Annotated in this window: 12 protein-coding genes; 3 read left to right on the top strand and 9 right to left on the bottom strand. The window is 44.1% G+C overall.

The window, feature by feature from the left end; translation table 11 throughout:
• Positions 1-35 precede the first annotated feature (35 nt).
• From ACE3K2_RS10545 to ACE3K2_RS10525, 5 genes are all read right to left on the bottom strand, one after another.
• Positions 36-1,661: a response regulator transcription factor gene (locus ACE3K2_RS10545; RefSeq protein WP_421889568.1), complete on the bottom strand. Its 1,626-nt coding sequence runs from the start codon at positions 1,659-1,661 to the stop codon at positions 36-38.
• Positions 1,646-3,403 carry a sensor histidine kinase gene (locus ACE3K2_RS10540; RefSeq protein ID WP_421889566.1) on the bottom strand — a complete coding sequence of 586 codons (1,758 nt, stop codon included), beginning with the start codon at positions 3,401-3,403 and terminating at the stop codon, positions 1,646-1,648. The genes ACE3K2_RS10545 and ACE3K2_RS10540 overlap by 16 nt, the downstream gene beginning before the upstream one ends.
• Positions 3,404-3,460: 57 nt before the next feature.
• Positions 3,461-5,140 (bottom strand): extracellular solute-binding protein, encoded by a 1,680-nt coding sequence (locus ACE3K2_RS10535; RefSeq protein ID WP_421889564.1) that lies wholly within the window; start codon positions 5,138-5,140, stop codon positions 3,461-3,463.
• A gap of 122 nt (positions 5,141-5,262) precedes the next feature.
• Positions 5,263-6,813 carry a glycoside hydrolase 43 family protein gene (locus ACE3K2_RS10530; RefSeq protein ID WP_421889562.1) on the bottom strand — a complete coding sequence of 517 codons (1,551 nt, stop codon included), beginning with the start codon at positions 6,811-6,813 and terminating at the stop codon, positions 5,263-5,265.
• Positions 6,814-6,820: 7 nt separating this feature from the next.
• Positions 6,821-8,338: a glycoside hydrolase family 43 protein gene (locus ACE3K2_RS10525; protein ID WP_421889560.1), complete on the bottom strand. Its 1,518-nt coding sequence runs from the start codon at positions 8,336-8,338 to the stop codon at positions 6,821-6,823.
• 163 nt (positions 8,339-8,501) lie between these two features.
• Between ACE3K2_RS10525 and ACE3K2_RS10520 the strand changes: the two genes are divergently transcribed.
• A complete protein-coding gene (locus ACE3K2_RS10520) occupies positions 8,502-9,368 on the top strand; it encodes a helix-turn-helix domain-containing protein (protein ID WP_421889558.1) in 867 nt (288 codons plus the stop codon).
• An 86-nt stretch (positions 9,369-9,454) separates the two neighbouring features.
• On the opposite strand, the gene ACE3K2_RS10515 is transcribed toward ACE3K2_RS10520, so the two are convergent.
• The 4 genes from ACE3K2_RS10515 to ACE3K2_RS10500 form a co-directional block, all read right to left on the bottom strand.
• A complete protein-coding gene (locus ACE3K2_RS10515; RefSeq protein ID WP_421889556.1) occupies positions 9,455-11,149 on the bottom strand; it encodes an ABC transporter substrate-binding protein in 1,695 nt (564 codons plus the stop codon).
• A gap of 275 nt (positions 11,150-11,424) precedes the next feature.
• Positions 11,425-11,700 (bottom strand): barstar family protein, encoded by a 276-nt coding sequence (locus ACE3K2_RS10510; RefSeq protein WP_421889554.1) that lies wholly within the window; start codon positions 11,698-11,700, stop codon positions 11,425-11,427.
• Between the two features lie 14 nt (positions 11,701-11,714).
• On the bottom strand, positions 11,715-12,149 hold the full coding sequence (locus ACE3K2_RS10505; RefSeq protein WP_421889552.1) for a ribonuclease domain-containing protein: 435 nt from the start codon (positions 12,147-12,149) through the stop codon (positions 11,715-11,717).
• A 164-nt stretch (positions 12,150-12,313) separates the two neighbouring features.
• The gene (locus ACE3K2_RS10500) at positions 12,314-13,075 is read right to left on the bottom strand and encodes an alpha/beta fold hydrolase (protein ID WP_421889550.1); all 762 of its coding nucleotides are present in this window, start codon (positions 13,073-13,075) and stop codon (positions 12,314-12,316) included.
• A 139-nt stretch (positions 13,076-13,214) separates the two neighbouring features.
• Here ACE3K2_RS10500 and ACE3K2_RS10495 point away from each other — a divergent pair, with 139 nt between their 5' ends.
• Positions 13,215-13,430 carry a hypothetical protein gene (locus ACE3K2_RS10495; RefSeq protein ID WP_421889548.1) on the top strand — a complete coding sequence of 72 codons (216 nt, stop codon included), beginning with the start codon at positions 13,215-13,217 and terminating at the stop codon, positions 13,428-13,430.
• Between the two features lie 125 nt (positions 13,431-13,555).
• Entirely contained in the window at positions 13,556-14,437 is an 882-nt protein-coding gene (locus ACE3K2_RS10490; RefSeq protein WP_421889546.1) for a helix-turn-helix domain-containing protein, read from the top strand.
• The last annotated feature ends 48 nt before the right edge of the window (positions 14,438-14,485 follow it).

The raw sequence follows: 14,485 nt of genomic DNA, 5'->3' as shown, positions 1-14,485 counted from the left end.
GGTTGTTTGGGCTGGTCAATTCCAGAGAAACACTATTAACGCACCAAAAGGGATTCTCGATATTCTTGGGGAGTCATTCCCGTTATTTTCTTGAAAAGTCGGGTAAACGAATGCGCAGCCTCGTACCCCACTTGAAGTGCAACCTCACGTACCATAAGATTTGTGTTCTGGAGCAATTCTTTGGCTCTTCTTATTCGGCAGTCGTCAATGAACTCTGACAGGTTGATTCCCATTTCCTGCTTAAAGAATCGGGACAGATAGGATGGATTAAAATGATGAAGTTCTGCCAGTCTCACCAGAGAAAGATCTTTCTCAAGGTTCTCCTTGACGTAACTGCATAAGGAATGAATGACAACGTTAGCGCGTTCCTGTTCATTTGATCTTTTGTACCGGACTAATTCATCGGCAGCACGATATAAAAATTGTACTGCATCCTTCATGCAAGTATACTCCCCTAAATGCAGCAAACTTCGTTGATCCGGGATCTTCTGTTGAAGTCCCCAACGATTGATCGTTGAATGCAATAATAAGGCCAGATTGTAGTATGTCTCCATGGCACGTTCCATCGTAATATCCTGTTGCAGTAATTCGCCCGTTAGCTCCTCAAAACTATCGTAAAATGGCTGAATTCGTCCCGTTTCCAAATATCCCGACATCATCTCGATCCGGTTTGAGATCCGCATGGATTCTTTGGGTACATCCGATGAAAGATCATTACGATGATCCGTGAGTACCATGGATACGCCATCCCCAATTTTCATCCATTGGAGTAATCTCAGACGTTCATATTGTTTGGTTAGCTCAGACCAATTACAGCTTCGACCACCTAATGAAAAAGCAATGGATACGCCAAGTGATGCCATGCAAGCTTCCTGTACCAATTCAAGTGTGCCTTCCAGGAATCGTACAAGTTTATCATTGGTCATCTCTTCCTCCTGCTTCGGCTGAAGCAGCCAGATCGTATCCCCGTAATGGTCTGTTACACTTGCGCACACTGTACGTTCATTCATTAGAGATGAGCCAATAATGCGAACAGATTCCTGAACTTGTGTCAGGTCCGAACCTTTTTCAGGCGGATGATTGAACCGACCCAGTATGAGATAAACAGGTGAGTTAATTTGTAAACTTATATCTCTTTTGAATAATTCGTCCTGCATATCCCTAGTAGAAGCCATAACCGCTGTACAATCTTGAAGCAGCTTACGCAAATACTCTTTTTGTTGAATCAGTGCAAGCTGCGAGTTGACTTTATGAGAATGTTCCAACAACTCAAGCATGCTGTGACTTCGCCGAATCTCTTCCATCACATCTTCGACAACAGACATCACCTTGTCATAGCCTTCCGTTTTGAGCAAGTAACGCACATTGGCCATCTGAAAAGCTTGGTAGGCATAATCAAAATCGCTATGTCCTGTCAGAAAAATGACGCGACAATTCGGCCAACTGGCTTGAATCCGCTCTGTCAATTCCAAGCCACTCATACCCGGCATGCGGATGTCCGTTAGAACAATATCAATTCTTGAACGTTGCATCCAGGACAATGCTTCTGTTGCAGAGTAGGCTTTACATACATCAAGCTGATCAGGTATGTGTCTGGCGAACGTTTCATAGAGACTATCTGTGATAATCTCCTCGTCATCTACAATCAAAAGTCGATACATTCGTTCTCTCCCTCTTTCCACTGGATTCGAATTGTGACTTTTAATCCTTGCAGTTCACTTCTGGATAGGAAAAGGCCACTTCCTTCGCCATACGTCAGCACCAGACGTCGATGAATATTGATTAAACCCGTCATTTCATCCGTACTTCCGTCCTTATGCAACCGTTGTTGAAGAGCTTGAATATGTTGCTCCTCCAACTCATTTCCATTATCCTCTACGGTAATCTCGGCATATGAACCTTCCATATGAAACCCGATAATTAGAAGACCAGAGTCGGTATTCTTTTCAAGGCTGTGTTCATATGCATTCTCAATAATGGGTTGAATAATGAGCCTGGGAACGTGAATATGTTCCATCTCAGCAGGCAGTGACCCAAAATCGACCTTGATTCGTCTGGAGAATCGTAATTGTTGAATCTCTGTATAGATTCGTGAATGCTCAACTTCCATTTTCAACTTCACATGATCTGTTTCATTCCGGGTAATGAACCTGAAATACTCTCCAAGCATGTTAGTGAATTGCTCAATACGTTCGGTTTCCCCTGTTCTTGCAAGTGAATTCAGAATAAAGAAGCTATTGTACAGAAAATGAGGATTAATCTGGGACTGGAGCTGTTTCAACTCGGCTCGCTGCATCATCAGTGTTTTCTTGAAATCCCGGTCGATCAGGGATTGAAGATTTTCAATCATTAGGTTGAAACGGGTGTAGAGGAAGCCGAATTCGTCCTTTCGATTATGCGCGATGGGAACATCCAGCATGCCTCCCTCCATTTTTTTGAATCTTTTCACCAATAACAGTAATGGAATATGAATCAACTTGTAGCTTGAATAGAGATACGCCGTGATGGCAACAAATGATGTAATTGCAAACAGCCAAGCCCAGTGATAGAACTTGCTAAGCGGTTTGGTGACAATGGCTTCGGGTAGATATGTAGCTACGGATAAGCCCAGGGAATCCATATGCAACTGACTCACATGATACATGGTGTCCCCCACCTTCATCCGAAAGCCATCAAGTGTACCTTTTACACTGTGCTCCCGGTAATTCGCGAGAATAACACTAGATTGTAGGTTATCTGTGATGGCATGCCCCGTTTTGTCCTCAATCAGAAAAGTTGAACTCTCTGGGTACAGATTAAGCCTTGTAAGCTCATTTTGAAAATGGGCGGTATCCAGCTCTACTTGAATGACAAAAAGCGGGGGTTCTCCTCTCGTACCTGTCAACCTGACGGCACTGAGGTTCAAGGTGTCCTCTTTCACCGTGAAACGTGTACCTTTTCCTTGCATGCCTGAACTGAAGTATACATATGAACTTTTATTGAAATCATCGATGCCTTGGATCGCGGATATACTCTTGCCAACAGAAGGGATATGTACATAAACGTTTTTGATATAAGCGGTGCTATTCTTGAATGAAGCAAGTCGTTCAGTCAGGTAATTTAATGTATCCCGTCGCTCAACCTGATCCATCATGTCCCAGAGAATAGCCAGACGATTCAATTTGCGATCCTCAACGATATCAAACTGCTGTAATTCCATCCATTCCATCTCTCTGTTCAATTCCACGACATATTGGTTCAACCGTCTCTCTGTTGACAACGATATTTCCTGGCTTGCATTGTCATAACTCCAATGATACAGATACACTCCAAGAAGAATAAGGGGGAGCACAAATACCAGATAGGTGATTATTAATCGCGCAAATATACTGTTAAACCATGATTTAGCAGGGATCTTGATCAATGCATTCACCTCCAATGCCAAAGGCTGAGTGGGTTCCTTGTATGAATAAAGTGAACATTAGCGCTCCTTTGGCTTGCTGGTGCGAAACCACGCGTTAACTTCCGATGTGATCTGATCTCCCCCCAGCTTGCGCCAATTCTCTACGAATTGATCAAACTCTTCTATCGGTCTGCCTAGAATAATGTTCATATAGGCTTCAAGCTGAAGATCTCGAAGAATAATTTGTCGGTCAACCATGGTGTCCGTAATGCCGCCAGTGAACTCATCATAGAGAAGTTGACCATTCTTCTCGTACGCATCTGCAATGCTAAACGCACCCGAAGGCCCATAGGTTTGTTTCCAGCCCCAGCCGCTCTCAACATGTTCCAATTCATGGGCCACAATGCGTTTGTGAATGGCGAGCGCTTCATTTTCCAGAGCCGAGAAGTCTCCTGTGCTTCTGGCATCACGAATTTGTTTGTATGCATCTATATTTTTGTTACCGGGAAATGGTGTCACTGGTGAAAGCATCCATACAGCTCGGGAGTCGTCATTATAGTAGGTTTCGTACTGTGCCTGATCTCCCCAGTTGATGTCCAGATGCAGATTCATGAGCTTTACAACCACCTCCGGATGAGAGAATCCCTTTTTTACAGCAAAGTATTGCCCGGTATTGGAACGCAGCGGTACAAACAGACTCCGGTCCGACTTGGCAACAATGGGATATGCCTGCCATTCTACATCTGCATCTGTGTCACGGGTGGTCTGGAGCATAAAGGGTGTCCACTGTTCTCCGTAGAGCATCCCTATTTTGCCTTCCTGAACCACACGAGACACCTTGCTTCCATTTTTATAGCCGAAATCCGGATCAAGTTGGCCCTCACGATACAATGTCTGCAGGGCTTTCAGAGCCTCGCGAACTTCAGGCTGTATACCTCCATAAGTGAGATTTCCTTCTGCATCTTTAACCCATATATTAGGGTAGGCGCCGTAGCCTGACATCAATCCCGCAGCTCCCATAACTGGATCCCATAGATGGTTTGTTAGCGCAAGTCCGTACGTATCCTGCTCTCCGTTCCCGTCAGGATCTCCTTCTGTAAACGCTTTCGAAATCTGAAGAAGTTCTTCCATCGTTTCGGGCGGCTGTAGCCCCATATTCTTCAACCAATCGGTTCTAATCCACAGGTACTGCGCAGTCTCAATCGAGGAAGATGATTCAGGAATAGCCATGAGTTTGCCGTCAATGGTCGCCGCGTCAAATGCTCCTCTTCCCTCTGCCTCTAATATACTCTTCGTAAGTGGTGAAGCATGCTCTTGGTACACATGGGTTAAATCTTCGATCAATCCAGCGTTGCTCAGTTGTCTAAGTTGATATGGATTTACTTTTACCACATCCGGGAAACGTCCTGCGGCGAGAGTTACACCCAGCTTCTGATTGTATACATCTCCATTAGCAATCCAGTCATAGTGAATTTGAATACCCAGCTCTTTCTCGTACAAACGCGTCCAGCGATTATCCAGCATCGTCTCACCAGGCAACTGGCTAATCATGCGCTCGAGGTCATCTCCGGTTTCCCTGACAAAAGAGACCTCTATGGGAGGAGAATACCTCTCTAACGTAGCGGGAAGTTGCATCTGCTGCCCATCTGGCTGTGGATGATGTTGTTTGAAATCCCCTTCGGTATGACCTGCTGGTATCGACACAGCCAGGAACAGAATGAAGGTCCATTTTGTTATGTCCAGACATCTCTTATACATGACGACATGCCCCCAGTTCGGTTTGAACAACTCTCTCTCTGTCAACTTTGAATCCATATCATTGTACAACAACTTGTAATTATTGAATACGAAAAGCCGCCGTTGGGCGGCTTTTACCTATTTCATTGTTTCTCATCAGGATGAATCACACGATATTCAAAATTCGAAAAGTCAGCTGTTCCTCCAACTATCTGGGTTGAATATACAAACAATCCCGTTCGGCAACCCATAAAATGATCCAATTTATATATCATTTTATGGACAATCCCTAGATCTCTCCATTCCATCCCATCGAAATAGGCAAAAGAGCACTCATCCAGATTGTTCTCAAAATTTCCGAATGCTTTCAGTTTAACGACTGGATCGGATACCGGGATACGTTCATGTTCAGTGGCTGGCTCCTGGTCAACCAGGTTGCCAAATATGGTTGCGTTACCACTGTTTCTAGCATGCATGACCAAGTAAAACTTGTTATCCTGCTTCGTAAGAGCGATCATACCGTACGAACCGATCAGAAAGCACAACCCGGCATAATCTCCATCATTCAGACGACTGCCATCAAGCGTAACCATGGCTTCGCAAGCGGGCCCCATTGAACGCTGGGTTAGTGTGTTTACGGCGAACGTCAGATTGGGGCTGATCTGTCCCGTTCGAACACGATAAACTCCAGGTTTCTCTGTGACGGACCAGAATTCATGATTAGGTGTATGATTCCATTGCCAAAAATCACGGAGGGTTATTCTTCCATCTTCTTCGGCTTCATAATTAAAACTGTCGCTACCTACTAACGGGTTATAACGGTGCTCTGGTCTAGTACTCGGGATATCAATCTGTTTCGGAGCTTTGCTTGCAAACACAGGTATATCTTGATCAAAGTGTAGCGGAACCAAAACAGGAATCCGTCCTACAGCCCCATGATCCTGAAACAGCATAGCGTACCAGTCCCCATCCGGCGTATCCACGATGCCACCCTGAGCAACACCAGAATTAAAATAATCCATATCGTCGTTAAATACTTCTCCACCAGTGAAGACATCTTCCAGAGAGTCGGCCGTATAACACGCCTGTGTTCTCCGTCCAGAAGCTTTCGTTATATGAATCAGGAATACAATATATTTCCCATTGATCTTGTAGAAATGTGCACCTTCATAACCAAGGTGATGAGGTTGCTCGTCTTTTACAATCAAGCGATGCACTCCACCAGGTTTGGGCCCCGACAGATCAGGGCTTAATTCGGTCAGATAGATCTCGGTATTCCCGTATACAAGATATGCTCGTTCATCATCGTCGAAAAATAAGGAGCAATCATGGTAAAACCCTTCAACTACTTGTTTCTTCCACACTCCCGACATGGTGGGTGACGTGTACAAGTATGTTTTTCGGGTATCATTCGCCACAAAGATCACATAGAACATCCCTTGATGATGGCGGAGGGATGCAGCCCACATGCCCTTGCTATAAATCTGCTGACCATCCACCAGCCGTTGGGCAGGTGTATCGTCCAATGTCTCGTATACATATGTGGCTACTTCCCAATGGATCAGGTCATATGAACGCAGGATGACACATCCTGGCATCATGTGCATGGTCGTACTCACCATATAATATGTGTCCTCTACACGAATAACGTCTGGATCCGGGTAATCAGCCCAAATAATCGGATTCGGATACATGCTTCAATTACACCTCATTTTTTCTGTTAAAATTCCATTCTCTTAAAAGGATGATGGAGCTGTCTGTTGAATTTTTAAGCTTAATATACAAATCTTGCACACCTTTTGCACCCGTAACCTTCGTGGTTAGTTCCATCCATTGAAGAGATCCGGTCGCAGGCGGAACATTGATTTCGGCAATTAACGGTCCGTCTGCATGATCAACCCGAAGTTCCAACGTACCTTCGCTTCCTTGATTGGCAATAATGGCTGAGAAGGTTGCGGGTCCTTCACTTTCAAAGTCCACCTTGGATATGGCTATCCAACTGTCATTCTGCAGCTTAGCAGACATCGTATTCGAATCTGATGCAGAACTCTCAGCAGAGTCAAGATATTGCTCTGTTGTTACTTTACTGCTCCAGCCAATCGTCGAACCGCTTACCCGATCATAGGGATCGAAGAACTTGATTTGATCTACGCCCTGATAATCTGCATGTACCTTCTGGATCTTACCGGTAGCCTCATCATGCTCGACACGATTCAGATGTGTTGAACGGTAACCATCGGGAATATTCATGGCCTGGCTTAATGTCTGAGCATGATAGGCAATGTACCACTGATCGGCCAGTTGGAATATAGCATGATGGTTATTGCCCCCAACATCAAAAAAGTGGCCTGGATTCTGGAGTAGCGTCCCCTGATATGTCCATGGCCCCATTGGCTGAACACTGGTCATATATGCAATCTCACCGGGAGGCGGGCTGCCCTCTGGCCGATCACCCTCGACAAAATTGGAACAATACGTATAGTAATAACTATTATTATATTTATGTATCCCTGCATCTTCAAACATATAAGGCGCCTGGATCACCTTCGCTGTGCCAACAACACTGATCATATCGTCTCCCAATCTCATCACTCTTGCGGTATCAGGTCTTTCCGCTTTCCCCTGCGGAATACCTCCGCCGAAGTATATGTAGGCTTGATGATCATCATCTACAATGACAGCCGGATCGAACAACCAGGTTACTTCCTCCACTCCTGGAGTTTCTCTTGTAATAAGTGCTTTGCCTATAGGGTCTACCCATGGACCTACAGGTGTTGGTGCAGACAATACACCAATTCCACTGGCATTGTTGGCGAAATAAAGAAAGAAACAGTCCTTTCCATCTAAGATTCGATGAGCAGCTGCCGGCGCCCAGGATTGCGAAGCCCATGTTGCCGCGCCTTGAGGTCCAGCAACTCTGATCTCCCCATGATCGGTCCAGTTGATTAGATCATCCGAAGAAATGACCGTAATCCGGTTGATTGAACTGTAACTGTTTTTCTGAGGAAGACCGTCCTGATCATATTCCAGCTTATCACTAGTCATATATAAGTAAACTCGATTGTTGTATACCAAAGCATAGGGATCGGCTCCGAATTTGTGGGCCACCAGAGGGTTACCGTTGGGACGAAGCTTTCCAATCTCCCCTGGAATACGCTCCAGATTGGCCGCTTGGTCTTGATTTTGCTCACCAGCATGTGGTGTAGAATGATGATTCATCGAAAGAATCCCCCTATAATCGTTTTTAGTTGTGCTTTATAAATAGAAAGCGTTTGCAATACAAAAGGTATCATGATAGGATGATTACATTTTAAGGTAAGCTGAGTACAATTTCATTGCGTTAACCGCTCTATTTATTGCGTGAAATGACGGGAGGTACTTCATGAGTGGATCCTCTGAATGTTTTTATGATCCCATCCAGCCTGAGCTCTTATATCTGCACCGCGTAACAACGTATAAGCTGGAAACGATCTATCATCGACATAATGCATATGAGATCTACCTGTTTCTTCGTGGCAACGTTCACTTCTATATAGAAAATCGATGTTACCATGTTCAGCCTGGCGATTTACTTGTGATGTCACCCGAGGAGATGCACCGAGCCTTTATTCTGGATGAATCTGAATATGAGCGCATTACCATCAATCTCAAAAAAAACTACCTTTATCAGCTTTCCACACCATCAACCAATCTATCGTCATGTTTTGATCATCGCCCCAAAGGAACAGGCAATATCGTACATTTAGACGACTATAACTTGAAGCAGATGCTGCATTGTACGAATGAACTGGAAGGATTACTTGCTTCTGATGCTTATGGTACGGATATCAGAATAAATGCAGCCGTAGCCCAATTATTGGTCATGATTAATGTCTGGTTTCACAACAATTCTTTTGTTCCCAATGACATCATGCCTGAGCTGGTTCGTGAAACGATGGATTATATTGAAATACATCTCAATCAAGATATTACACTTAACAAACTTGCTGAAGCATTCTATATGAACAGCACTTATATTAGTAGACAATTTAAAAAGCATACCGGATTGACGATCCGTTCCTACATTTTGGGTCGTCGGATTGAACGGGCCAAATTCCACCTTTCTGAAGGAATGAGTATTACGGATGCCTGCTTTCAATCTGGCTTCAGTGACTATGCCAATTTTATTCGCAGTTTTACTAAAATGGTTGGCATCTCTCCGGGCAAATATAGCAGACAACGACGTAACACAATTGAAATATTACCATGATAATGACAAGATAATTCGCCGAAAGCAAAAAAACATCAAGCCATGCAGGATGGCTCGATGTTTTTCTTTTTCTTCATGTCCAACCGTTAATTAATTTCTTTTCCTGACCACAGACTTACACGTTCTTTGATCCACTCCGTATACTGCTCTTCCATGGCTACAGCGCCCGCAGCATCAAGTTCTGCAATCATATTGTCATATATGCCTTCAAAGGCACCCGGAGAGGACGTAATTGCTTCCGCAATCCGTTTCTGAATAATATCCTGTGTCTTCTGATACACCACGTTATAGTTTCCGCTATCCGTAGGAATCGGCATATTATAAGCTGCACCCCACTCTTTCACCGGGAACTCATCTCCGTTAGGGAATAGCTCCTTCCAGGTTGTAATACCGTAACCTTTCAGCGTTTCTTTTTCTATATCAGAATAACCTTCCTGGATCTGCTCAGGATAGTTGGTTGTATAATAGTTGTCCGTTGAATCTTTGACACCATCTCCATAATGAGCGCCAAAAATAGTATATAAGTTTATACCGGTTTCTTTGCTGAATGTGCTATTGTCTTTATTTTTACGCTCCTGAATATCTGCCGGTATTTTGCGAACGCCGTCTTCTACAACGTAATGTTCTCCTTCAATACCCCAATTTCTCAACACTTGACCTTCCTCAGAAGAAAGCCAATCGAGGAATTTGATGGCCCGAACAGGATCTTCAGCATCAACGGTTATGCCGATACCATATCCATCAAAGCCGATATCCTGAAAATCTTTGCGCTGGAAGTTATCATTCAGCGTTACTGGATAGAATCCGTAAGTCATATCGTCCTTGCCTGCACTTTTCAAAGCATTTTCCGCATCGCTAAATCCCCAAAGTGGATCAAGCACGGATAGAACACGTCCACTGGCGATTTTGGACTTATACTGATCATCCTTTTGTACAAAACTGTCTTTATCCACCAAACCTTCATTATACATTTTGTTCAACCAACGGAAATAGTCCTTCTCCTCAGGACGTTTATAATGAAGAACAGCTTCATATGTGTCAGGGTTAATGTAATACTCACCATCCCCAGGTCCTCCTGTAGCCATGACTGCCGGATCAGTTACGGTAATCATACGGCGCCATCCATCTGCACTGAGTGTTAGCGGGATTGTTGGTTGGCCATCATCTGTCGTTGGGTTATTCCTATAAAACTCTCGGAGGACATTTTCATAATCTTCCAGGGTTTTGATCTCAGGGTACCCCAGCTCTTTGACTACGCGATGCTGAATAGCAGCACCATTTGTCGCATCAAAGCTTTCTTGATCGATCGCACCATTCGTTGGAATCCAATATATGGATGGGTCATCATTGCTATATTTCAAGCGATTAAAATGCTCACCGTAAATTTTTTTCAAATTGGGTGCGTGTTCTTCGATCAGATCCGTCAGATCAAGCATTGCACCAGCATCAACAAGTCGGCTTAAGTTGCCTTTTGGATAGATCAGATCCGGATAATCACCGCTGGCAGCCATCAGGGAAATACGGTCGTTCCCACCTCCACTTGAAATATCGAATTCTGCATTAATGGTTACACCCGTTTCTTCCGTAATTTTCCTACCTACAGCATCCTGCATATTGTTCCAGTTGGGACTTGCATCTGCGCCAAAGAAAGTAAAAGTGATCGGGCTGTTAGGGTCACTGGTATTCGATTCCGAATTCTCTGTAGCGTTACCGCAACCGGCGGAAACCAGCACAACACTTGTTACGAGACATGCTCCTAGCATTTTTGAAACGGCTCTCATTATTTTTCTGCCCCCTAAATGGTGTTAGTTGTAATACCCAATCCAGACATTAAGATGGTTCGCTTTGGAGTAGTATACGCTTACATAATCAAACGCTAGTGTACGATTACACTCCTGCTTAACCTATTCCATGCTTAAAGTATAAGGAAGTCTACTAGCCCCAACCTTGATTATTAAGCCATGAAAATAGCATGATCTAGACATGGGTCTCAGTAAAATGTGAAGACCAAAAAAAGCGATGGTTGCCCATCGCCTCATAACACCAAACATTCTTTTCAGTAATATAATTCCAACGTAAATCCTTGGATCTCCGCTTCAACTTCCCGCAACAATTCCATGAGTTGGTCAGCGTAATCACCAAGAATTTCTTTACTTTTCTCGAAACCAAGCCATTGAACGGTAAGCGGCATGCTGACAGCCCCAGTTAAGACATCCCACAGCGCGTCCAAATTGCCTCCGTAGTTCTCGTCTAACTCAAGCTGGTTTCGAAGCACTTGATGCAATTCTTCCTTGCTGTGAATGTTATATCCGTCAATCTGAATATTGCTCATATCATGACCTCCGTTTATTTTAACTGTTCAAATGACTTGTAATGATCTGTCGTCTGGTAGATTAAACCGTCATTCGAGTATAGAATTCGGTCGCTTCCGCGCCGTCCTCCGGTGTAATTGATATCGGCTTCATACCATATCCGGCCTTTTTTGTTCGGAAGCAGCCCTTCCCGGTTACCGAACACGTCGCCGCCAATGCTTTTGCCTGGAGCGACATCATGTAAATTCCCTTCACTTGGCTCCCAGCCCAATTCCCTGGCCTCTTTCTTGGTAATGTAATTGGGTGGGAGTTCATGATGCTCCGAGATATAATTGGCAACCTCATCAAATCCCATATCCTCCGATACTTGAGGTGATTCGATATCAAGTACAGACTCTGATGTACAACCCGAGAACAATAATGCAGCGAGGATAATCACTAATGTGTAAGCAAATTTTCTGAAAAACATAATCTTTTCTCCTTTTGATGTTCTTGCTCTTGCTGTCTTCATTTTTAAGCCTATCATTGAACTGAAATTCAATCAATATACTCCTTTAACTGAAAAAAAGCCGCTAAAATAGCGACTTTAATCGTACCACGGATCATTACCATTAAACACATTAATTTATAATCTTATTTGAATCCATCCATCCAGTTATCCAATGCTACGACGACCTCTTCCACCTGCTTCTCTTCCGTAACTTCAGGCTGATTATCTCCTTTTTGCATACCGTAAGAGCCAAATTGACCGTGATTTCCACCTTCAATACTTACATAAGTCGTGTCTTCCGGAAGATTTGCTTTGGCGCTCTCCCAGGATTCCCTGTTAAGCACCCCATCATTCGAACCTGTAATCTGTAAAATAGACAAGTTCGTATTCTTTAAGCTACCTCCTTCATCGGCATAGGAAGCCAAGAAAAAGACGCCCTCCAGCTTTTCATTGTGCTCCGCAGCATATCGCGCTGCAAATGAGCCTCCCAATGAATGCCCGCCAATAACAAACGTTTCGTCAGGATGTTCCTCGATAAAGGAATCTGCCATATTTTGACCGAAAATCGCCAAGTTCATTGGCATGTTCGCGATATATACGCGGTGCCCCTTTTCTGCCATTTCTCTGGCAAGCGGAGAATAACTTTCAGGTTCGACCAGACCTCCTGGATAAAAAATAATATTCGGTTTGGTTACCTTTGTTTTCACGGGTTCAAACCGGTAACCGTCCTTGATCTTGGTGACGTTAACCTGAGCGTCACTTGTCATCGCCGCTTCAGCTCGTTCAGAGGGACTATACGTAACCGAATTGCGATATACGAACACCGCAGCTACAATGATCACGATGGACAGGATCGTCCACATCATTACCTTTTTCCATTTGTTTGTACGTTGTGCTGTTTTCAACCCTAAAACCACCTTGTTATGAGGAGAATGTGTTGTCTTTTTTAACTATTGATAAATTATACTTACCGGTAAGTATAATTACAAGCTGGTTTTGCTAACTATCGTTATTTGTCATAAAATATTCATGGAAGGAAGTCCAATGACAGAAAAATCACACAAGCTTTTGCCCGGAAGACCCAATCATGGTTACGAAGAGGCCCGACGAGCCAAGCCACATGCAGAGATTGTAACCATGCTCCGAGAAGCAGAACATCATATTCACGAAGTGTTAGCCACTCATTTTCAACGCGCAATGGATGAAGACAGACTGCGGACGGACGATCCGTATTTTCTGGCAGAGACCTCTCGACGATGATGCTAATGGGTAATCGGGAAGATAACCTGCATAAATATGGTTCCAATTTGTCACTAGGCCAGAGATTAGTAGACATTTTCATTCGCGGAGTGCAGTAAAAATTCAGGGCAACAAGGAGAGCTGACATGAATATCCCTAGAGGAACCTATGGGTTTCGATTCGCCGAAGACAAGGATCTCCAACTGTGTGTACTCTACGCGGCTGGAAGTGACTCAGTAACCGATCCTTCCTATCATTGGGATGGACTCGAACGGTCGGACGGACCTCTTCTGTTATTCCAATATACAATTTCGGGTGAAGGTGTATTTGAGTCGAATAATCGCATTCATCAAGTTACCGCAGGACAAGCTTTTTTGGCAGAAATTCCAGGAGCACATCGCTATTACTATGATTCAGCGTCAAAAGAACCTTGGGAGTTTCTGTTCCTGTTGTTCAGGCCCACTCTGATTCTGCCCCACTGGCGAAAATTCCTTCGGGAAGCGGGAGAAGTTCCCTATCTTCCCGCTGATTGCACACCCATCCGACTGTTGCGGATGATCGTGACTGATGCGGCGGCAGGCAGAATCACTGATCCTCTGATCGCATCATCCAGCGTATATCAGTTCATGACAGAATTGACTCGATTACAGAAAACGACATTGCGCAACAGGGAGAATTGGTCTGAAAACATTCAAATAGCCGTTGAATACATAGAAAACAACTACTCCAAGATGATCAGTATCGATCACCTTGCCGAGTATGTTTCCCTTTCTAAATATCATTTTATACGTCGCTTTTCCGCAAGTACTGGCTTGACTCCAGGTACTTACCTGACCCGTGTACGTACCGAGAAAGCTCTCGAACTGCTGCGCGGAACTACTCTTAGCATTGAAGTCATCGCCGAACAAGTTGGTTATTCCAGTGGAAGTTATTTTATCAAAGCTTTTCGCAGTATAACCGGGGTTACGCCAGGTGAATTTCGAAGCGGTGGTGAAAGCCTTGTGTACCGTAAATTATTCTTCGACTAACCGCAATATTTTGCTATTAGACATTCAACATTACTGTAGATATTAATA

It is taken from the genome of Paenibacillus sp., assembly GCF_048976745.1.
Classification (GTDB): Bacteria; Bacillota; Bacilli; order Paenibacillales; family Paenibacillaceae; genus Paenibacillus.
The sequence above is the reverse complement of the archived record's forward strand: the minus strand, read 5'-3'. Positions and strand labels throughout refer to the sequence as shown.

Excerpts from the sequence above, each read along its gene's own strand:
- ACE3K2_RS10525 (WP_421889560.1), bottom strand. The coding sequence starts at position 8,338 with ATGAATCATCATTCTACACCACATGCTGGTGAGCAAAATCAAGACCAA.
- ACE3K2_RS10545 (WP_421889568.1), bottom strand. The coding sequence starts at position 1,661 with ATGTATCGACTTTTGATTGTAGATGACGAGGAGATTATCACAGATAGT.
- ACE3K2_RS10530 (WP_421889562.1), bottom strand. The coding sequence starts at position 6,813 with ATGTATCCGAATCCGATTATTTGGGCTGATTACCCGGATCCAGACGTT.
- ACE3K2_RS10535 (WP_421889564.1), bottom strand. The coding sequence starts at position 5,140 with ATGTATAAGAGATGTCTGGACATAACAAAATGGACCTTCATTCTGTTC.
- ACE3K2_RS10490 (WP_421889546.1), top strand. The coding sequence starts at position 13,556 with ATGAATATCCCTAGAGGAACCTATGGGTTTCGATTCGCCGAAGACAAG.
- ACE3K2_RS10510 (WP_421889554.1), bottom strand. The coding sequence starts at position 11,700 with ATGAGCAATATTCAGATTGACGGATATAACATTCACAGCAAGGAAGAA.
- ACE3K2_RS10520 (WP_421889558.1), top strand. The coding sequence starts at position 8,502 with ATGAGTGGATCCTCTGAATGTTTTTATGATCCCATCCAGCCTGAGCTC.
- ACE3K2_RS10495 (WP_421889548.1), top strand. The coding sequence starts at position 13,215 with ATGACAGAAAAATCACACAAGCTTTTGCCCGGAAGACCCAATCATGGT.
- ACE3K2_RS10515 (WP_421889556.1), bottom strand. The coding sequence starts at position 11,149 with ATGAGAGCCGTTTCAAAAATGCTAGGAGCATGTCTCGTAACAAGTGTT.
- ACE3K2_RS10505 (WP_421889552.1), bottom strand. The coding sequence starts at position 12,149 with ATGTTTTTCAGAAAATTTGCTTACACATTAGTGATTATCCTCGCTGCA.